Annotated in this window: 19 protein-coding genes; 6 read left to right on the plus strand and 13 right to left on the minus strand. The window is 61.4% G+C overall.

All coding sequences use genetic code 11. The features are described 5' to 3' along the window. Positions 1-148 precede the first annotated feature (148 nt). Genes ccoP through ccoN form a run of 3 tightly spaced genes read right to left on the minus strand, consistent with a single transcriptional unit; the run spans position 149 to position 3222 of the window. A complete protein-coding gene (gene ccoP, locus ACOY6C_RS04865; RefSeq protein WP_420904371.1) occupies positions 149-1060 on the minus strand; it encodes a cytochrome-c oxidase, cbb3-type subunit III in 912 nt (303 codons plus the stop codon). Between the two features lie 21 nt (positions 1061-1081). Next, positions 1082-1798 carry a cytochrome-c oxidase, cbb3-type subunit II gene (gene ccoO, locus ACOY6C_RS04870; RefSeq protein ID WP_420904372.1) on the minus strand — a complete coding sequence of 239 codons (717 nt, stop codon included), beginning with the start codon at positions 1796-1798 and terminating at the stop codon, positions 1082-1084. 14 nt (positions 1799-1812) lie between these two features. Beyond that, the gene (gene ccoN / locus ACOY6C_RS04875) at positions 1813-3222 is read right to left on the minus strand and encodes a cytochrome-c oxidase, cbb3-type subunit I (protein ID WP_420904373.1); all 1410 of its coding nucleotides are present in this window, start codon (positions 3220-3222) and stop codon (positions 1813-1815) included. A 175-nt stretch (positions 3223-3397) separates the two neighbouring features. Between ccoN and ccoG the strand changes: the two genes are divergently transcribed. The 4 genes from ccoG to ACOY6C_RS04895 are packed head-to-tail and all read left to right on the plus strand — an operon-like array spanning position 3398 to position 6386. Continuing rightward, the gene (gene ccoG / locus ACOY6C_RS04880) at positions 3398-4801 is read left to right on the plus strand and encodes a cytochrome c oxidase accessory protein CcoG (RefSeq protein WP_420904374.1); all 1404 of its coding nucleotides are present in this window, start codon (positions 3398-3400) and stop codon (positions 4799-4801) included. After that, positions 4801-5328, plus strand: coding sequence for a FixH family protein (locus tag ACOY6C_RS04885; RefSeq protein ID WP_420904375.1), 528 nt, complete (start codon positions 4801-4803; stop codon positions 5326-5328). Before ccoG ends, ACOY6C_RS04885 begins: the two co-directional genes overlap by 1 nt. 1 nt (position 5329) lies before the next feature. Further along, positions 5330-5485 (plus strand): cbb3-type cytochrome oxidase subunit 3, encoded by a 156-nt coding sequence (locus ACOY6C_RS04890; protein WP_420904376.1) that lies wholly within the window; start codon positions 5330-5332, stop codon positions 5483-5485. 34 nt (positions 5486-5519) lie between these two features. Then, positions 5520-6386, plus strand: a complete 867-nt coding sequence (locus ACOY6C_RS04895; protein ID WP_420904377.1) for a hypothetical protein — start codon at positions 5520-5522, stop codon at positions 6384-6386. 51 nt (positions 6387-6437) lie between these two features. Here the strand turns inward: ACOY6C_RS04895 and ACOY6C_RS04900 are convergent, their stop codons facing one another. The 5 genes from ACOY6C_RS04900 to ACOY6C_RS04920 form a co-directional block, all read right to left on the minus strand. Then, complete coding sequence (locus ACOY6C_RS04900) at positions 6438-7043, minus strand: D-sedoheptulose-7-phosphate isomerase (RefSeq protein ID WP_420904378.1); 606 nt, start codon at positions 7041-7043, stop codon at positions 6438-6440. Between the two features lie 29 nt (positions 7044-7072). Continuing rightward, on the minus strand, positions 7073-7879 hold the full coding sequence (locus ACOY6C_RS04905) for an undecaprenyl-diphosphate phosphatase (RefSeq protein ID WP_420904379.1): 807 nt from the start codon (positions 7877-7879) through the stop codon (positions 7073-7075). 6 nt (positions 7880-7885) lie between these two features. Then, positions 7886-9178, minus strand: a complete 1293-nt coding sequence (locus ACOY6C_RS04910; RefSeq protein ID WP_420904380.1) for a multifunctional CCA addition/repair protein — start codon at positions 9176-9178, stop codon at positions 7886-7888. Then, the gene (locus ACOY6C_RS04915; protein ID WP_420904381.1) at positions 9178-10401 is read right to left on the minus strand and encodes an RtcB family protein; all 1224 of its coding nucleotides are present in this window, start codon (positions 10399-10401) and stop codon (positions 9178-9180) included. Before ACOY6C_RS04915 ends, ACOY6C_RS04910 begins: the two co-directional genes overlap by 1 nt. A gap of 108 nt (positions 10402-10509) precedes the next feature. Next, a complete protein-coding gene (locus ACOY6C_RS04920; RefSeq protein ID WP_420904382.1) occupies positions 10510-10866 on the minus strand; it encodes a hypothetical protein in 357 nt (118 codons plus the stop codon). Positions 10867-11365: 499 nt separating this feature from the next. Between ACOY6C_RS04920 and cysZ the strand changes: the two genes are divergently transcribed. Next, positions 11366-12106, plus strand: coding sequence for a sulfate transporter CysZ (cysZ, locus tag ACOY6C_RS04925; protein WP_420904383.1), 741 nt, complete (start codon positions 11366-11368; stop codon positions 12104-12106). A 160-nt stretch (positions 12107-12266) separates the two neighbouring features. After that, a complete protein-coding gene (locus tag ACOY6C_RS04930) occupies positions 12267-12554 on the plus strand; it encodes a hypothetical protein (RefSeq protein ID WP_420904384.1) in 288 nt (95 codons plus the stop codon). Positions 12555-12708: 154 nt separating this feature from the next. Here ACOY6C_RS04930 and ACOY6C_RS04935 read toward each other — a convergent pair whose 3' ends face one another. From ACOY6C_RS04935 to ACOY6C_RS04955, 5 genes are read right to left on the minus strand one after another with little or no spacing between them, the layout of a single operon-like run. Beyond that, positions 12709-14094: a M16 family metallopeptidase gene (locus tag ACOY6C_RS04935; RefSeq protein WP_420904385.1), complete on the minus strand. Its 1386-nt coding sequence runs from the start codon at positions 14092-14094 to the stop codon at positions 12709-12711. Beyond that, positions 14091-15512, minus strand: coding sequence for a M16 family metallopeptidase (locus ACOY6C_RS04940; RefSeq protein WP_420904386.1), 1422 nt, complete (start codon positions 15510-15512; stop codon positions 14091-14093). Before ACOY6C_RS04940 ends, ACOY6C_RS04935 begins: the two co-directional genes overlap by 4 nt. Further along, the gene (locus ACOY6C_RS04945) at positions 15509-15877 is read right to left on the minus strand and encodes a hypothetical protein (protein WP_420904387.1); all 369 of its coding nucleotides are present in this window, start codon (positions 15875-15877) and stop codon (positions 15509-15511) included. Before ACOY6C_RS04945 ends, ACOY6C_RS04940 begins: the two co-directional genes overlap by 4 nt. Before the next feature lie 8 nt (positions 15878-15885). Next, on the minus strand, positions 15886-16386 hold the full coding sequence (gene lspA / locus ACOY6C_RS04950) for a signal peptidase II (RefSeq protein WP_420904388.1): 501 nt from the start codon (positions 16384-16386) through the stop codon (positions 15886-15888). Further along, positions 16383-16640 (minus strand): hypothetical protein, encoded by a 258-nt coding sequence (locus ACOY6C_RS04955; protein WP_420904389.1) that lies wholly within the window; start codon positions 16638-16640, stop codon positions 16383-16385. Before ACOY6C_RS04955 ends, lspA begins: the two co-directional genes overlap by 4 nt. Between the last annotated feature and the right edge of the window lie 585 nt (positions 16641-17225).

A 17225-nucleotide genomic window follows, 5' to 3' on the forward strand; every position in this document is an offset into this window, starting at 1 on the left:
GTGACCCCGCGTTTCGCCGGATCTGGGATGATGGGGGGCGACCCCCTTCGCCGCGCGGTCGCGGCTTTCCCGGACAAGAATGAGGCACAAAAAAAAGGTCCGGGAATCGCTTCCCGGACCTTTTTGGATAGACCTGGTGAAATAAAGATTACTGCCCGCCACCCAGGCTGTGGACGTAGATGGCCAGTTTCTTGATGTCCAGAGCGCCCAACTGACGACCGGACTCCTTGGTGCCCGCACCCCAGGCCGGCATCTCGCCCATGCGACCCTTGGCGATCGATTCGCGCACGGTCTTCGGATCCCCACCATACAGCCAGATGCCGTCGGTCAGGTTCGGAGCGCCGATCTGCGGCAACTTCTCGCCGTTGACTGTCCCCTTGAACGAGCCGTTGCCCTTGTCGCCATGACAGTTGTTGCAGCCCGCTTCGCCGCGGAACAGCGCATCGCCACGCGTCATCGCCGCCTTGTCCGTGGACTTGCCGGACAGGGAGAGGACATACGCCGTCAGATCATCCACCTGCGCATCCGTGAAATTACCGCCCGCCGTGTTCAGATGCGCCGGCATCTGACCATTCCGACCGTTGGTGATGGTCTCGTGGATGGTGTCCAGATCCCCGCCGAACAGCCAGTCGTCGTCCGCCAGGGTCGGGAAACCACCCGCCTTGACGCCGATCCCCGCCGGTCCGTGACACGGGGCGCAGTTGTCACCGAACAGCGCCTTGCCACCGGAGATCGAGAACTGCAAAAGCTGGTTGTCCTTGCTGATCTCCTTGAGCGACAGCTTGTCCAGCTTGTCGTTGAAGACCTTCTGCTTGGCCTTGGCCTCGTCCATCTCCTTCTGATACTCGCCACGCATGGTTGTGCCCAGCGTGCCGGGGGTGAATCCGTCCGGCAAAGGCCAGGCCGGATAGAGCACCCAGTAGACCACCGACCAGATGATGGTCGCGTAAAAGCTGTTCAACCACCATTTGGGCAGGGGATTGTTGTACTCCTGGAGGGGAAAGCCCTCTTCGTCATCCCATTTGTGGCCCGTGGTATCCAAATCTTTGTTGTCCGCCATGGTTTGGGTCTCCTTCTCCTCTTAGCGGGCCTTGGCCGGTTGGCCGGAAAAATCCACCAGTGTGCCCAACATTTGCAGATAGGCCAGCAGGGCATCCAGTTCGGTGAGCTTTTCCGGCTTGCCGTCGAAGTCCGCTTTCGGAACCTTCTTGCCATAACGGGCGGTCAAACCGGCGCCATCGGCGGTCGGAGAGGCCTGGGCCGTCAGATCCTGCTTGGCGTTGGCCATTTGCTCCGGGGTGTAGGGAACGCCCACCATCGACAACACCTTCATGCGCTTCTCGATATCGTCGATTTTCAGATCGTTCTCCTGGAGCCAGGGATAGGCCGGCATCACCGACTCGCGCACCACGTTCTGGGGCTTGAGCATGTGGGCGCGGTGCCACTCGTTGGAGTACTTGCCGCCGATGCGCGCCAGGTCCGGACCGGTACGCTTCGAGCCCCACTGGAACGGATGATCGTACATGCTTTCCGCAGCCAGGGAGTAGTGTCCGTAACGTTCGGTTTCGTCGCGGAACGGACGGATCATCTGGGAGTGACAGTTGTAGCACCCCTCGCGGATGTAGATGTCGCGGCCTTTCAGCTCCAGGGGGGTGTAGGGACGCATCCCTTCCACCTTTTCGATGGTGCTCTTGATGAAAAAGAGCGGAACGATTTCGACCAGACCACCGATGGAGACCATGATCAAGGTCAGAACGGCCATCAGTGGAATGCTTTTTTCGATGGTACTGTGTTGCATCGTGGTCCTCCTTGTCAGACGGCCTTGGCCGGGTTTTGGTTGGCGCCAGCGATGGTCTTGGCGATGTTGTAGACCATCACCAGAGCACCGACCAGGAAGACGATACCGCCTATGGCGCGGAACAGATAGTACGGATGCATGGCCGCGACGGTTTCGGCGAACGAGTAGCTCAGGTTGCCGAAGGAGTCATAGGCACGCCACATCAGGCCTTGCATGATCCCCGAGATCCACATCGGCACGATGTAGATCACCACGCCGATGGTGGCGAGCCAGAAGTGGACGTTGACCAGGCGCAGGGAGTACAGCTGGGTGTTCCACAGACGCGGCATCATGTGATACAGGCAGGCGAAGGAGACCATGGCCACCCAGCCCAGGGCGCCCGAATGGACGTGACCGACGGTCCAGTCGGTGTAATGCGAGAGGGCGTTGACCGCCTTGATCGACATCATGGGCCCTTCGAAGGTGGACATGCCGTAGAAGGAGAGGGAGACGATGAAGAAGCGCAGGATCGGATCGGTGCGCAGTTTATGCCAGGCGCCCGACAGGGTCATGATGCCGTTGATCATGCCACCCCAGGAGGGGAGAAGCAACATGATCGAGAAGGTGGCGCCCAGGGTGCTGGCCCAGTCCGGCAGGGCGGTGTAGTGCAGATGGTGCGGGCCGGCCCAGATGTACATGAAACAGAGCGCCCAGAAGTGGACGATGGAGAGACGGTAGGAGTAGACCGGACGTTCGGCCTGCTTGGGCACGAAATAGTACATCAGGCCCAGGAACGCGGCGGTCAGGAAGAAGCCCACGGCGTTGTGGCCATACCACCACTGGATCATGGCATCCTGGACGCCGGCCCAGACCGGATAGGAGTCGGTGAGGCTGACCGGAATGGCCAGGTTGTTGGTGATGTGCAGGATGGCGACGGTGATGATGAACGACAGAAGGAACCAGTTGGCCACGTAGATGTGGGGTTCCTTGCGCCGGGCCAGGGTGCCGACGAAGTTGATGAAGTAGGCAACCCAGACCACGGTGATCAGCAGGTCGATGGGCCAGATCGGTTCCGCGTATTCCTTGCCCTGGGTGATGCCCAGCGGGTAGGTGATCACCACCAGCACCACCACCAGGTTCCAGCCCCAGAAAGTGAAGTTGGAGAGGAAGTCGGAGAACAGACGCGCCTTGCAGGTCCGTTGCACGATGTAGTAGCTGCAGGCGAAGAGCACCGATCCACCGAAGGCGAAGATCACCGCCGAGGTGTGCAGGGGACGCAGGCGGCCAAAGGTGATGTAGGGGATGTTGGCGTTCAGTTCCGGGAAGGTGAGTTCCAGGGCGATGATCACGCCGACCAAAAAGCCCACCACCGCATAAATTACGGCGGCGATGGAGAACTTTTTGATCACTTCATAGTCATACGTTCGTGCGAGGTTTTGGTCCACTTCCGTCCTCCTTACTAATTAGAATTCGAAAACATAATTTTTTTGTTTGGGCTTGGATTAGGTTTCCCGTGACTTTGTTTGGGAACCGTTATATATACATTTCCAAGTGTGTGCAATGAAATATTCGAAAAAAACGCAAAATTGATCAATGTCAAGAAGGTGTGTGATTTAGACCATGGAAACGACCTCGTTGTATGCGGAATGGAAAAAAATTTATCCGCGCTATCAGTCCGGATTCTTCCGTACTTTCCGGCTGTGGCTCTTTGCTGGGGAGTTGAGCTTCTTTTTTCTGCTCCCCTGGCTGCGTTGGGAGCGTCCCGGAGGGTTGCCGAATCAAGCGATCCTGTTCGATTTGCCGGGTCGGAAGTTTTATATCTTTGATTGGATGATCTGGCCTCAGGATATCATTCTTCTAGCCTTTTTGTTGATCGCCGCGGCGATCGGGCTGTTCTTCATCACCGCGCTGGCGGGGCGGGTCTTCTGCGGCTACATGTGCCAGCAGACCATCTGGACCGATCTGTTCCTGTTGATCGAGAAATTTTTCGAAGGGAATCGCAATGCCCGCATGAATCTCGATCGCGCGCCGTGGAGCCTGCAGAAGCTGAAAATCAAGGTTGCCAAACACGGTGTCTGGGTGTTGGTCAGCCTGTTGACCGGGTTGTCGTTCGTGCTCTACTTCGCGGACGCGCCGACCCTGCTCAAGCAGTTCCTGGATGGCTCGGCTCCCTCTCCGGCCTGGTTCACCCTCGGCTTCCTCACCGTCACTACCTACGTGATGGCTGGCTTCGCCCGCGAACAGGCCTGCATCTACATGTGTCCCTACGCCCGTTTTCAGGGGGTGATGTTCGACGAGGATACCCTGATCGTCGCCTATCATCCGGAGTACGGCGAACCCCGCGAATCCAACCGCCGCAAGCGCACCGAGCTGGGTGATGCGGTCGGATCCTGCATCGATTGCAACTCCTGCGTCACCGTCTGTCCGACCGGCATCGACATCCGCAACGGTCAGCAGTACGAGTGCATCACCTGTGGGGCCTGCATCGATGCCTGCGACGAGGTGAAACTGAAAACCGGCATGCCGCAGCGTCTGATCCGCTATACCTCCCTGCGCGAGATGCGCGAGGGCAAAACCCGCTGGATCCGTGGTCGCACCATTGTCTATGCGTTGTTGTTGTCCATCTTCCTAGGTGGTATCGTGGTCTACATGGAGCGTCACGATGTCGTGGAGTTCACGGCCATCGGCCATCGGCAGCCGCTCTACATCACCCAGTCCGATGGCAGCATCCAGAACAACTTCACCGTGCGCGTGCTCAACATGACCACCACCGCCCAAACCTATGCCCTGGGGATCAGAGGTCTGCCCGGCGCGAACCTGGTGGTGGGCGCGGTGAATGCGCGGGATGCCGAGGGGCGTCCCCTGCTGTCGGTGACCCCCGGATCGGTGACCACCTTCTCGGCCTATGTGCGGCAGGCCTGTGCCAGCGTGGAGTCGGGGAGCATGGATTTCCACTTCACTCTGGACGCCCAGTCTCCGTCTGGCGGTTCGTCAACCTACAAGAGCGTGTTCATGAGGCCGTGATGGAAACAACGACTGAGGATGGAACGAGGAAGCGAGGATTTCGGCTTGAGCCATGGCCGACGGCCATTGTATTGTTCTTTACGGTGGTGTTCGTGGTCAACGCTATTTTCGTCCGCTTGAGCCTGGACTCCTGGACCGGAGTGGTGACCGACAAGGCCTATGACAAGGGGTTGGCCTACAACCAGGTGCTCAAGGCTCAACAGGAACAGGATGCCATGGGTTGGCGCGTCACCCTTGACGACGGGGCCCTCAAGGTCGGTTCCGAAGCCCCCTTGCTTCTGACGGTCCTGGACAGGCAGGGATCTCCTCTGGTGGGGGCAAACGTCGAAGGAACTCTGGTGCGTCCGGTGCAACAGGGGTATGATCGGGATTTCGTCATGAAAGAGATCGCTCCGGGTCGCTACAAGACGGGGTTGATGGTGCCTCTGTCCGGAGTCTGGGAGTTGAGGGTGCGCGTGAGCGGCACGGGCGGGGAGTATCGTCTGGCGCGTCGGATTCAGGTGTCTGCCTCGGTTCAGGGAGGGTGAGATGGATTTCGATACCTTGGTTTCGTTCACGCGGCAGTTCGCATTGGTTTGGTTCTTCGTGCTGTTCGTAGCGATCATCGCCTGGGCCTACTGGCCCGGACACAAGAAACGTTACGAGCAGGAGGGGAAAAAGATCCTGGAGGAGGGGGATGAGTAGCGGGATCCGTTACAGGTGGAGATGGACCGGATGGGTGATGATCGCATGGGTGCTGGTGTCGTTGGCCCCCATGCGAGCGGAGGGATTCGTTCCTCGAGTTGTCGAGACGCTTCTGATCGGCGAGGCCGTGGCGGATGTCACGTTGCCGGCTGGCGCGGTGCCGATGGGGACCGTGAACGCCGAGGCCGCCGCCCAGGGGCGCGCCATCGAGGAACAGGCGCAGATGGACGGCGCCGTGCGGCGTTTCAAGGAGTTCCGGAACTTCCTGATCATCTGGGTCGTGATGATGCTGGTGGGCTTCATGGCCTGGAAGCTGCGACCGCGCGCGAAATGGGCCCCTCCCGAGACGGCCAAGCCCGAGGAACCGGTCGTCGAGGTGGAGGTCGAGGAGGTGTCCCCGGGCGCCATGGCGGGTGGAACGTCGATTGCCGGCGCGATCCCTTCCGACGAACAGCGGCGGCGTACCCGTGACGATCTGGTCTCTCTGGCCCTGGAGTGGGAGGAGCGCTATGGTCTCCTGCCGCTGCAAGCGTCCGTGATCGCGGCCCGTGATGCGGCGTTGCTGGTGGGCATGTCGGACGAACGCTACTCCCTGCACATGCAGGATCGGGTGGTTCCAGCCCCGAGCGACGTGGATTTCATCTACAACAAGCAGCGTTACATCGTGCGCTGCGCCCGGCGGGGGCCCGGTGCGGAGAAGCTCTATGTCTCCAAGGCCCACCAGGGTGGCTGGAATTTTCTGGTGTTCATCCTCTACGACGCCAAATTCTCCATCCTCGGGGCCTGGCAGATGCCGAACGATCAGTATCAGGTGCAGTGCGGGGAGAAGGAGCGCCTGATTCCCGAGGATCACCAGGTGGGCAAGAACCTGTTGAGCGGCGCCGGGATCACGATGGATTGACCCGCCACGGGGAGCGAATCGGAGCGGTGCGCGTGAGCGGTCCGGCTCCTCTCATCCCCCGCGTTTGACCAGCTGCATCAGATAGGCCCCGACCAGATGGTCGAGCACCATGTGGGCATCCTCCGCCGGGCCGTACTCCTTGGGATCCGTGGGGACGTGAATCCCCTCGTCGGCCATGGCGCGCATCGCCCCGCCATCGAAGGCGGTGAGCGCCACGCTCTTGATTCCCATCTCCCTGGCCGCCTCGAACGCCCGGAGCAGATTCGGCGAGTTCCCGGAGGCCGAAATCCCCACCACCACATCCCCAGACCGACCCAAGACCCGCAACTGCCGTTCGAACACCCCTTCGTAGCCGTAATCGTTGGCGATCGCGGTCAAAACCGAGAGGTTGTCGGTGATGGCCAGGGCGCGGAAGGGTTTGTGATGCGCGCGGGTGCCGATGGCCAGGTCGTTGGCGAAATGGCTGGCCGTGGCCGCGCTTCCGCCGTTGCCCATGAAGAAGATCGTCGCCCCGCGCTCCCGCGCATCGAGCAGGGTGGCGATGAAGCCGGCGATCCGTTGGGGATCGATACGTTGCAACACCGTGCACAGATAGCCGATGTAGGCGCTGGCGAAGCGTGCCGGATCCGGGTCATGGAGTGATTCGAGGGTGTTCATCGGCACCATGGTTTTTGAAGGGAGGTGGATCACAAGATGACCAGAAAGATCACCAGACCGAGCACGATCCGATAGATGGCGAACGGCACCAGGCTCTGGTGGCGCAGCCAGGACATCAGCCAATGGATCACCGCGAACGCCGAGATCCCGGAGACCACCAGTCCCATGCCCATGAACAGCCATTCGGAGAGGGTCGGGGACATGTGGAGCAGATCCCGGAACTCCAGGATCGCCGCCAGAACTCCCACCGGGATGGCCATCAGAAACGAGAAACGGGCTGCCGACTCGCGGGTGAAGCCCATGAAGAGTGCCGCGGTCATGGTGACCCCGGATCGCGAGGTGCCGGGAATCAGGGCGAACATCTGTGCCACGCCGATCAGCGCCGCATCCTTCCAGGTCAGGCTCTCGATCCCCCGCAATCGACGTCCGCGCCGATCCGCCACCCACAGCAGGACGCCGAAGAAGAGCGTCGTGGTGCCGATCACCGCCGGATTGCGCGCCAGGGTTTCGATGTGGTGCTTGAAGGTCAAGCCGGCCAGACCGATCGGGATCGTCGCCCAACCCACCGCCCAGGCCAGCAGGCCATCCGGATTGTCGGTGAATCCACCCGGTCGCAAGGTACGCACGAACCCCACGGTCAAACGCACCACATCGCGCCAGAAATAGGCCAACACCGCCACCAGGCTGCCGGTGTTGGCGGCGATGTCGAACATCAACCCTTGATCCTCCCACCCCAGCAGTTTGGGCACCAGGATCAGATGGGCCGAGGAGCTGATCGGCAGGAACTCGGTGAGGCCCTGCACGATCCCGAGAATGATTGAATGAAACAGTTCCATGTGTTTTCATGCGCCATGTGTTGATTGTTCGTGTCGCGCCTGGATGAGGATCCGTTTGACCGCGCGGATTCGTTCCTGGCGCAACGCCTCGCCGAGCTGTTTGCCCTGTTTTCCGTTCGCCGCCAGAACTCCGGCATCGATCTCCTGGCAGGCCCGCGACGCGGCTCGAAGCAGCTCGCCGGCGGGATGGTGGACCAGGGTTGGACTCTCGCGGGAGTCCGCAGCACAGGCGAGCAGCACCTTGTCGAGCTGTTCGGGACGGCGCAAGGCATCCAGCCGTTCCAACAGATCCACCACCTTGCCGGGTCGCATCTCGGCAACCCGATGGCAGCGCATGTGTTCCCCCGCTACCAGCCGCGCCAGGGAGCCGAACGCCTTGGGGATGCGCAGGCGTGTCCGCAGCCCCTCCACCACCGTCACGCCGCGTTTTTCATGGGCGATGTGGCGCGGCAGTTCCGCCTCGGGCGTCAACCCCTTGCCCAGATCGTGACAGAGCGCGGCAAAGCGGATCGTCGCATCCGAAGTCAGGCGCGTGGCCCGTTCCAGCACCCACAAGGTGTGTTCGAAGGCGTCTCCCTCGGGATGATGCACCGGGGAGTGGCGTTTGCCCTTGAGCGCGGCCAACTCGGGAAACAGTTCCGCCAGCGCGCCACTTGCATCCAGAACCTGGAAATAGGCTACCGGCGCGTCGCTGGACAGGGCCTTTTCGGTTTCGCGCCAGACCCGCTCGGCGCTCAAGGCATGCAGCTCCCCGGAGGCGACCAGATCGGACATCACCGCCAGGGTATCCGGTTCGATGCCAAAGCCGAAACGGTCCAGGGTGGCCCGAAAGCGCGCCACCCGCAACACCCGCAGGGGATCCTCGCCAAAGGCCGCCGAAACATGTCGCAAACGCCGTGCCTTGAGATCCGCGAGCCCGCCATGCGGATCGATCAGGCGATTCGCGTCATCGAGCGCCATGGCGTTGATGGTCAGATCACGACGCGCCAGATCCACCTCCAGGGTGATCTCCGGCGCGAAATCGACCGCGAATCCGGTATGTCCGCGTCCGGCCTTGCGTTCGGTGCGGGCCAGGGCATGCTCTTCGCCGCTCAGAGGATGCAAGAAGACCGGAAACGATTGGCCTACCTGTCGGAATCCACGCGCACGCATCATCTCGGGGGTCGCGCCGACCACCACCCAGTCGCGCTCCTTGCACGGCACTCCCAGCAGACCATCCCGCACGCAGCCGCCGACCCGATAGCGCGTCAGTCCCAGAGCGGGATCCCCCTGATAAGCGGATGCGCCGGAGTTGTCCATCACCCCTTGACGCAGACGGCAGGCAGAAGTTCATGCACCGCCTCGGCCAGATCCTCCTGATGGCGCATCACCGCGTCGATCGCCTTGTAGGCGCCGGGAATTTCGTCCAGCACCGAACGGTCTTTCGGACAGGCGATCCCCTGGGTTTGCTGGGCCAGATCCGCCACCGTGAAGCGGCGCATCGCCTCGTTGCGTCCCATGCGTCGTCCTGCGCCGTGGGCCGAGGAGTGGAACGCGACCTCGTTGCCCTTGCCGCGCACGATGTACGAGGGGGTGCCCATCGATCCCGGCAGGACGCCCATGTCGCCACGGCGCGCCCGGATCGCCCCCTTGCGGGTGATCCACACTTCGGTGCCGAAATGGCGTTCCTTGACCACATAGTTGTGGTGACAGTCGATCGGGGTTTCGACCATCCGGATCGGACGGTTGAGCGCCTCTCCCAGAGACGCGATCACTGCCCCGAGCATGAAGGCGCGATTGGCCTTGGCGAATCCCTGGGCCCATTCCGCAGCGCGCACATAGTCGGCAAAATCGGCGGATCCCTCCTTGAAGAAAGCCAGATCTGGATCGGGCAGGGTTTTGAGTTCGTGGCCGGCGGTATCCTTGGCGCGCTGGATGAAGTAGGTGCCGATGCGATTGCCGATGCCGCGCGAACCGGAGTGGATCAGGATCCAGACCCGGTTTTGCGAATCGGTGCGCAGCTCCACGAAGTGGTTGCCGGTGCCGAGCGTTCCCAGATGGCGGACCGTGTTGGTGCGGGAGGTGAGCAGCTTGGGATGGCGTGCCAGGAGGTCGCCCAGTTGACGCTGGATGGCGCCGTGCGTCCACCAGGTTTCGATCGCCTCGGGCACCCGTGACCAGGCGCCGCGATCGTTCGGGCCGCCGTTATCGGTGCGACCATGGGGAATGGCTTTTTCGAGGGCCGCGCGCAGCCGTTCGCCGTTGTCGCCCAGTGCCGCCGAGGTGAGATCGAGGGGGACCGCGCACATGCCGCAACCGATGTCCACGCCCACCGCTGCGGGGATCAACGCCCCCACGGTCGGGATCACCGAACCGATGGTGGCCCCCATGCCGGCATGTACATCCGGCATGGCTGCCACATGATGGAACACAAAGGGCAGATTGGCGACGTTGGCCAGTTGACGGCGCGACAGATCATCCACCTCGTCGGTGAAGATTTTCACCGGGACGCGCCCGCGCTCCATGCTCTCCCTGACCGGCATGTCATACCTCTTGGCAACCACGCATGGTTCCAGACCCGGCGACCGGATGGACCACGGTTGTTGATGAACGAGAGATCTTGGTCCGACGACCAAGCGTTCGCGAGCGGATCAACCCTTCTTGAACAACGCTTCCGCCGCTGCCCAGGCCGCACTGTTGTTGGCTTGTCCGCGGGTGGTGGTCGTGTTGGACTGGGTGCGATTTCTGCTGTTGTCGTGGGAACTGCCGCCGCCATTGGCGCCGCGACCGGAAGAGGAACGTCCGCTTTCGTTGCGTGGCAACGCTCCCTTGGGCATGAAATCCTCGCAGAAGTTGTTTTTCTCTTTGTCCACCACCCGTTCGGCCACGGTCTCCCGGCACTCGTTGTAGCTTCCCGGATCGTGGAAACGACAGTTCAGGCAGACCCGCGCATCCTTTGAACAACTGGGACAGACATCCGAACGGCCAAAGCCGTTGGCCGGCAGCATGGACCCGCAACTCCAACAGTGCGACGCTTTTCCAACCGTCATGTAAGGCATCTCCCGAATTGGAACATCTCCATTGAAAGACAAGCAAACCCCAAAAAATCGGTACGACAGGCGTCGATTTTTTGTCGATTTTTGTCTCACCACCATCGGTCCAGCAAGGAACAGACCGATTTACCAAACTTTGAATCATTAAACAAACTTTACCATGGAACTCCTGAAGGGAGGTCCATGGTACGGGGGGGTGAGGGGCTCTCCCCCCATCATGCAAATTCCCATGGAACTCCCGAAGGGAGGTTCATGGTACGGGGGGTGAGGGGCTTCCCCCATCTTGTCGGGTTGACCGGTCATTTTTCTCCGGAGATTCGCCGGTGGAAAGGCGGGCAACCAGGTTGATCATCGGAACGATTGTAAGTCGGGTTGGTTTCAAGTATATTAACGGAAATCAAAAAGGGGTCGCCCGCTTCACATCCCATGCCGCTTACAAAGGAGCTTCATCACCATGAAACCACCCGCATTCATCCGGGGGATCGGCTATCTTCTGACCGGATTGAAACTCCTGACCACGCCGACTTTGCGACGTTTCGTGCTGGCGCCGCTGCTGGTCAGCACCCTGCTGTTCGTCTCGGGCAGTTGGTTTGCCCTGGGTCACATCCTGGCCTGGTCCGCCTGGTTGAACGCTTTTCTGCCGAGCTGGTTGCAGTGGATGGAGTGGATCCTGGTACCTCTGCTGTTTGGTTCGGTCGGCATTCTTTTTTTCACCAGCCTGGGCATCGTCGCCAACCTCATCGGCGCCCCGTTTAATGCCCTTTTGGCCCAGCAGGTCGAAATCCACCTGGCCGGCACCTTCGATACCGCTCACCACCCGCAACCCCAGGGATTGTGGCAGAGCGTCTTTCCCACCGTGCACAGCGAAATCCAGAAGATCCTCTACTACATTATTCGGGCGATTCCGCTGCTGCTGCTGTTTGTGCTGCCGGTGGTCAACGTGGCGGCGCCGTTCATCTGGATGTTCTTCACCAGCTGGATGAACGCCTTCCAGTATGCCGATTTCCCCATGGGCAATCATCAGCTCAACGACAAGCAGATTCTGGCCAGGCTGCGCGAGGAGCGATTGCTCTCTCTGGGGTTCGGCGCCGCGACCCTGCTTCTGACCCTGGTGCCGGTCGTGAACGTGCTGGCCATGCCCGCCGCCGTGGCCGGGGCCACGGCCATGTGGGTCGAGGAGTGGCGCGGCAAGTGATCCATGCGTGGCCGTCCCTCGTTCGTGGAATGCTGAGAAAATCTGGCACGTTTTTCCCTTACGCGGGTTGAACAAGAGCCGGATGTGATCCTTTTGACACATTCCGGCTTGTCCGTTCACCCGTCAAGGCTCGTGGAACGAAACCAGGAACGCATCAACCATGAAGAACCTACTGATCAAGACCAACTCACCTTTCAAGCCGGGACTCATGGAGTGCCCGGTGTGCGGCAACCACCCCATGCACATCTACCGTTGCGCCAAGTGTGGCGAGGTGCGCTGCGGAAGCGATCAGTGCATCGGCAGCATGGGTACCCAGTACAAACGCTGGGCGCGCAGCGGCACCATCTGCCGCAACTGTGGCGAGGCGACCTATCGTCTGCTGGTCAGCGACTCGGAGGAGATGCTCCAGTTCCTGGCCGAATATCATCGTCCGGGACGGCCACGTTAGGCTTGCCATCCGAGACGGTCACGTTTGAGTCCGGCTTGCCATCCGAGGTGGCCAGGTTAATCCGGCTTGGCGTCCGGGGCGGTCAGGTTACCGTGGAACTCCCGAAGGGAGTTCCACGGTACGGGGGGTGAGGGGGATCCCCCCATCAGGCAAGTTAGTCCGGCTTGCCGTCCTGGGCGGTCTCTTTCGTTTGGCCGTCCGGAACGGGCTTGACCGTCTTGCCCACGGTCACGGTCTGGAGCCGGTCGAGATTCAGGATCCTCCGGGCCACGCGCTGGACATCCTCCTGGGTGACGGCGCGGATCTTATCCGGCCAGGTGTCCAGGTAATCCAATCCTCGCTGGTAGAAGCCGATGCGACACCAGGTTTCGGCCAGCTTGTCCAGGCCATCCAGATGGAGCGGGAAGGAGCCGGTCAGATAGCGTTGCACATCGCGCAACTCCTCTGTCGTGATCGTCTCGTCCATCATGCGCTTGAGTTCGGCGCGGATCAGGGCGATCGCCTCCCTCGCCGATTCCGTCTTGGTTTCGGTGCTGATCGTGAACGGTCCGCGCCCGGCCAGGGGCGAAAATCCAGAGAAGATTCCATAGGCAAGGCCGCGCTCCTCCCGCACCACCTGGTTGAGCCGACTGGTTAATCCGCCACCGCCCAACATCTGATTCATCACCGTCAGGGCGTAAAAATCGGCATCCTCGCGATCGATGGCCACCACCCCCATGCGTACCGTGGTCTGGGGCTGATCCATTTCGATGTGGGTCTCCGCCCCCTTTTCAACCGGTTTGGCCTTGGGAGGCGTGGCGAAAGGGCCTGGTTCGCGGGGGAGTTTGCCCAGGTGCTGGTTCAGATACGCCTCGAGGCGTTCGCGGGTGATGTCGCCGGCCACGGCCATCACCATCCCCGGCGCGCGGAAGGTGGCGGCGTGATGGTTGCGGATATCGGCCAGTTCGATCCGTTTGACGCTCTCCAGCGTCCCCTTGGTAGGACGGGCATACGGGTGGGCGCCGTAGACCATGGGGGTGAGCGCACGCGCGGCGCGATAGGCGGGATCCTCTTCGCTCTTGATCAGTTCGGCACTCCGTTCACGCAAGGCGCGTTCGAAATCGGCCCGGTCGAATCGGGGACGCAACAGCGCATCCCCCAGACGGGCGAAGGCCTCGTCGAGATGCGCGCTCAAACTGGTCAGATGGATTTCGATGGGGTCGGAACCCACATCTGCGGCCATGGAGATGCCGTAGTAGTGCAACCGCTCCTGAAAGGCGCTCGAATCGAGTTCGCCGCCTCCCTCGTTGAACATCCAGGCGGTGAGCGAAGCCAACCCCTCGCGTCCCTCCGGGTCATGGACCGACCCGCCGTGCGCCAGAATACGCACTTCGGCCATCGGATTGACGTGATTTTCGATGAGAATCACCTGCAAGCCGTTTTCTGCGACCCAGGTTTGGACCTTTTCCCGTTCCCGCGCCGGGGCGGCTTCGACCACGGTCACCCATCCGAGCCAGAGAAGGATGATCCAGAGCCACGGGTGAAATCGATGCGCGTTCATGGCTTGAGGATCCCCACGGTGAGCCGTTCCGGCTGGAGATGGCGCGTGGCCACCCGTTGCAGATCGGCGCTGGTGACGGCGCGTACCCGTGCCGGGTAGTCATCGAACATGGTGCGCCAATCAAGGCCGTTCAGGCTCATGCGTCCGATCACCCAGGCGATGTGGTCGATGGAATCCATGGTGAACACCCGCTCGGCGATCAGACCGTTCTGGGCTTTTTCCAACTCGCGGATCGGGACCGGCTCCTTTTTCAGCCGTTCCACCTCGGCGAACACGGCCTTTTCGATCTCCTTGAGATCCGCACCGGCCTTGGGCATGGCCGAGAGCGAGAACTGCTCCCAACTCATGGCCTGGCCGTTGTAGGAGGATGAAGCGGAGACCGCCAGGGCCTCTTCACGGATCAGACGGTTGTGCAGACGGCTGGTACCGCCGCCGCCGAGCACGGTGGCCAGGATGTCGAGGGCCATGGCGTCGTTGGAGTCGCGTGTCATGGCAAGGGAGGGGACGGTGTAGGCGGCCATCCAGACCGGCAGCCTGGCGGCCTTGTCGATCACCTCCAGCCGGGCCGGGGTCTCCCGACGCGGCGGATCCGGCAGGCGTGGTTTGGGGATTTCCGGTTGAGCGGGCAGGGGGGTGAAATGTTTTCTCACCAGGTTTTCCGTGGCTTCGGGATCCACGTCGCCCACCACCACCAGGGTGGCGTTGTTGGGAGCGTAGTAGGTCTGATACCAGGCCGAGAGATCCGCCAGCGTCAACCCCTCGATATCCTGCATCGTGCCGATCACCGGACGACCATAGGGATGGTCGCCGAACACCATCGTCCGGTAGCGTTCCAGCATGCGTTGATTCGGATCCGCGTCGGTGCGCATGCGTCGCTCTTCGCGCACCACCAGATTTTCTGACTTGAACTCCTCCTCGGAGAGTTTCAGGCCGCGCATCCGGTCCGCCTCGAGCTTGAGCGCCAATTCGAGCCGATCCGAGGCGAGTTTCACATAGTACATGGTGTAATCGGTGGTGGTCGAGGCGTTGTCCTCGCCCCCCTCGCGGGCGATGATCCGGCTGAACTGCTCGGGTGGGACGCTCTCGGTCCCCTGGAACATCATGTGTTCGAGCATGTGGGAGAGTCCGGTCTTGCCTGGCTTTTCGTCTGCCGATCCGACCCGATACCACACCTGCACGATCACCACCGGGGCCTTGGTCTCTCGCACCACGATCCCTTTCAGACCGTTGTCCAGGGTGAATTCACGCGTGTCGAGCGCCGAGGCGTGAAGCGGGGCCAGAAGGGCGAATATCCCCAGGAGCAATCCAACCGCGCGGATCCGTGCGGGCAGAAGATGCGATCCGAAACCGGCCCGACTGTCGCTTCTTGCGCCGTGCGGGCCGGGCATGCGATCCGGCGAATCGGGCGTGCCTGTCACTTTTTGCTCCGTGCGGCCCCATCGCCGAGCCAGCCGGGCAGACGCTCCTGCTCGTCGCGTCCCAGGGGTTTGGCTTCGCGCGCGGGCTCCTGGCCCTTGAAGAGGATCGACCGGGCCGAAGCCGGCGCAGAGTCATCCTTGCCGGCGCGGCGGTCGCCGACTCTTCCGGCGGGTTCCTCGGGGGGGTCGTTGGTGGGCAGGGTGTTGAGATCTGGTGGGATTTCCAACGGCTCGCGGGTGGCGATGCGGCTGGGATCGAGCATGTTCTGCTCCCACGGCATGGTGAAGTTGCTCGAACAGCCGGAGAGCAGCATCAAAAGCGCCGCCAGTGCGACGGGCGGAAAAGACCGAGAGCTGTCGTTCATCGTTTTCCTCACGGATCGGAAGGGTCCGGCGCCAGCCAATGGTCGAGGAGCAACAGCCCCACGCCCACCGTGATGGCGCAGTCAGCCAGATTGAAGACCGGAAAAGAGAGATCATGCCAGTGGACATAAAAAAAGTCCACCACCCATCCGAAGCGCACCCGGTCCACCAGATTGCCGAGCGCTCCGCCCAGCAGCATGCCCAATCCGAACACCAGCATGCCGCTGCGGGCCGATTTGAGCATCCAGAGAATCACGAGCGCCGCCACGCTCGCCACGCCGACCAGAAAGATCACCCGGTAGGAGGCCGGCAGATTGGTGAAGAGTCCGAAGGCCGCGCCGACATTGTGCACCAGCAGCAGATCGAAGAAGCCTGGTATCAGGACGATGCTCGCATCCAGCAGTTCTCGCGAGGCGATCGCCTTGGTCCACTGATCCAGGATGAACACCACGACAGCCAGCACCAGGCCCCAGAAAATCGGTCGGCCCACCCCGGAGGAGTCCATGGTCATGGGGCGACCGTCGGATTGAGGGAGGTGTTCGCGCCGGCCTGGTTGTTGGCAAATTCGGCCAGGGGATCGCCATGGGCGACGGCAAGCGCGGTGGACGGGATGACATGGGGGCGTCCCATGGGGACTGCTGAGCGCGTGCGGGCGTGCAGGAACCACGGGATCCGGCCCGCCGGGAAGAGCGGTTCGCCCTTGGAAAGATCGGCCCGCATGGGAAAGGGCGCGACCGAAAGACGCACGGGGCTTTTGAAATCCATGTCCTTGAGACTCCTTGAGAATCCTGACACGACCGGAATGGGGTCCGCCATGAGGGAGTGGTCGGGTACAGGCGGGCACTCCTTGCGTTGCAAGCGCGGAAGTTTAACACAAACCACGTTGCCCGCAAGAGTCTTCTTGTCGGCATCATGGCATCCGACCGGTCGGCGCTGGGCTGCGACTGTTGGCAAATGCCACCATGGCGTGAATTTGACCGACCAACCCCATCGGATCACCCCATGATCAAGCTGCTTTCCTCATCCTCAAGATGGCTTCCAACGTGAGTGGGGCCTTCTGAACCTCCAGTTTAACGGCTGGCACCTCATCTGTCGTCCAATGACGATGAACAAAGTTATGATTGATCAAATGGACATCCCGCGTCCTTGAAACGTAAGACCCGGAAACTCATGGCACAGGCCGTACAGCATCCAGGTCTCTTTCGGACCGGCAAAGCGTTTTTCGTTCCTCTCGATTGGCCTCCTGACCCGGCAGATCGGCACGTTCGGTGAATGCACGCCATGCATTTGAAAAGACTGCTTGGCCAAGTCGATTCCAATCACCTGGATTTCTTTCTCCGGCTCATTGAT

Origin of the sequence: Candidatus Magnetaquiglobus chichijimensis, assembly GCF_045865675.1 — a bacterium.
Taxonomy (GTDB): Bacteria; Pseudomonadota; Magnetococcia; order Magnetococcales; family Magnetaquicoccaceae; genus Magnetaquiglobus; species Magnetaquiglobus chichijimensis.

What these genes read in the sequence shown, in the direction of transcription:
- ccoP (WP_420904371.1), bottom strand. Translation starts at nt 1,060, where the DNA reads ATGGCGGACAACAAAGATTTGGATACCACGGGCCACAAATGGGATGAC.
- ccoO (WP_420904372.1), bottom strand. Translation starts at nt 1,798, where the DNA reads ATGCAACACAGTACCATCGAAAAAAGCATTCCACTGATGGCCGTTCTG.
- ccoG (WP_420904374.1), top strand. Translation starts at nt 3,398, where the DNA reads ATGGAAACGACCTCGTTGTATGCGGAATGGAAAAAAATTTATCCGCGC.
- ACOY6C_RS04885 (WP_420904375.1), top strand. Translation starts at nt 4,801, where the DNA reads ATGGAAACAACGACTGAGGATGGAACGAGGAAGCGAGGATTTCGGCTT.
- ACOY6C_RS04890 (WP_420904376.1), top strand. Translation starts at nt 5,330, where the DNA reads ATGGATTTCGATACCTTGGTTTCGTTCACGCGGCAGTTCGCATTGGTT.
- ACOY6C_RS04900 (WP_420904378.1), bottom strand. Translation starts at nt 7,043, where the DNA reads ATGAACACCCTCGAATCACTCCATGACCCGGATCCGGCACGCTTCGCC.
- ACOY6C_RS04905 (WP_420904379.1), bottom strand. Translation starts at nt 7,879, where the DNA reads ATGGAACTGTTTCATTCAATCATTCTCGGGATCGTGCAGGGCCTCACC.
- ACOY6C_RS04910 (WP_420904380.1), bottom strand. Translation starts at nt 9,178, where the DNA reads ATGGACAACTCCGGCGCATCCGCTTATCAGGGGGATCCCGCTCTGGGA.
- ACOY6C_RS04915 (WP_420904381.1), bottom strand. Translation starts at nt 10,401, where the DNA reads ATGCCGGTCAGGGAGAGCATGGAGCGCGGGCGCGTCCCGGTGAAAATC.
- ACOY6C_RS04920 (WP_420904382.1), bottom strand. Translation starts at nt 10,866, where the DNA reads ATGCTGCCGGCCAACGGCTTTGGCCGTTCGGATGTCTGTCCCAGTTGT.
- cysZ (WP_420904383.1), top strand. Translation starts at nt 11,366, where the DNA reads ATGAAACCACCCGCATTCATCCGGGGGATCGGCTATCTTCTGACCGGA.
- ACOY6C_RS04930 (WP_420904384.1), top strand. Translation starts at nt 12,267, where the DNA reads ATGAAGAACCTACTGATCAAGACCAACTCACCTTTCAAGCCGGGACTC.
- ACOY6C_RS04935 (WP_420904385.1), bottom strand. Translation starts at nt 14,094, where the DNA reads ATGAACGCGCATCGATTTCACCCGTGGCTCTGGATCATCCTTCTCTGG.
- ACOY6C_RS04945 (WP_420904387.1), bottom strand. Translation starts at nt 15,877, where the DNA reads ATGAACGACAGCTCTCGGTCTTTTCCGCCCGTCGCACTGGCGGCGCTT.
- lspA (WP_420904388.1), bottom strand. Translation starts at nt 16,386, where the DNA reads ATGACCATGGACTCCTCCGGGGTGGGCCGACCGATTTTCTGGGGCCTG.
- ACOY6C_RS04955 (WP_420904389.1), bottom strand. Translation starts at nt 16,640, where the DNA reads ATGGATTTCAAAAGCCCCGTGCGTCTTTCGGTCGCGCCCTTTCCCATG.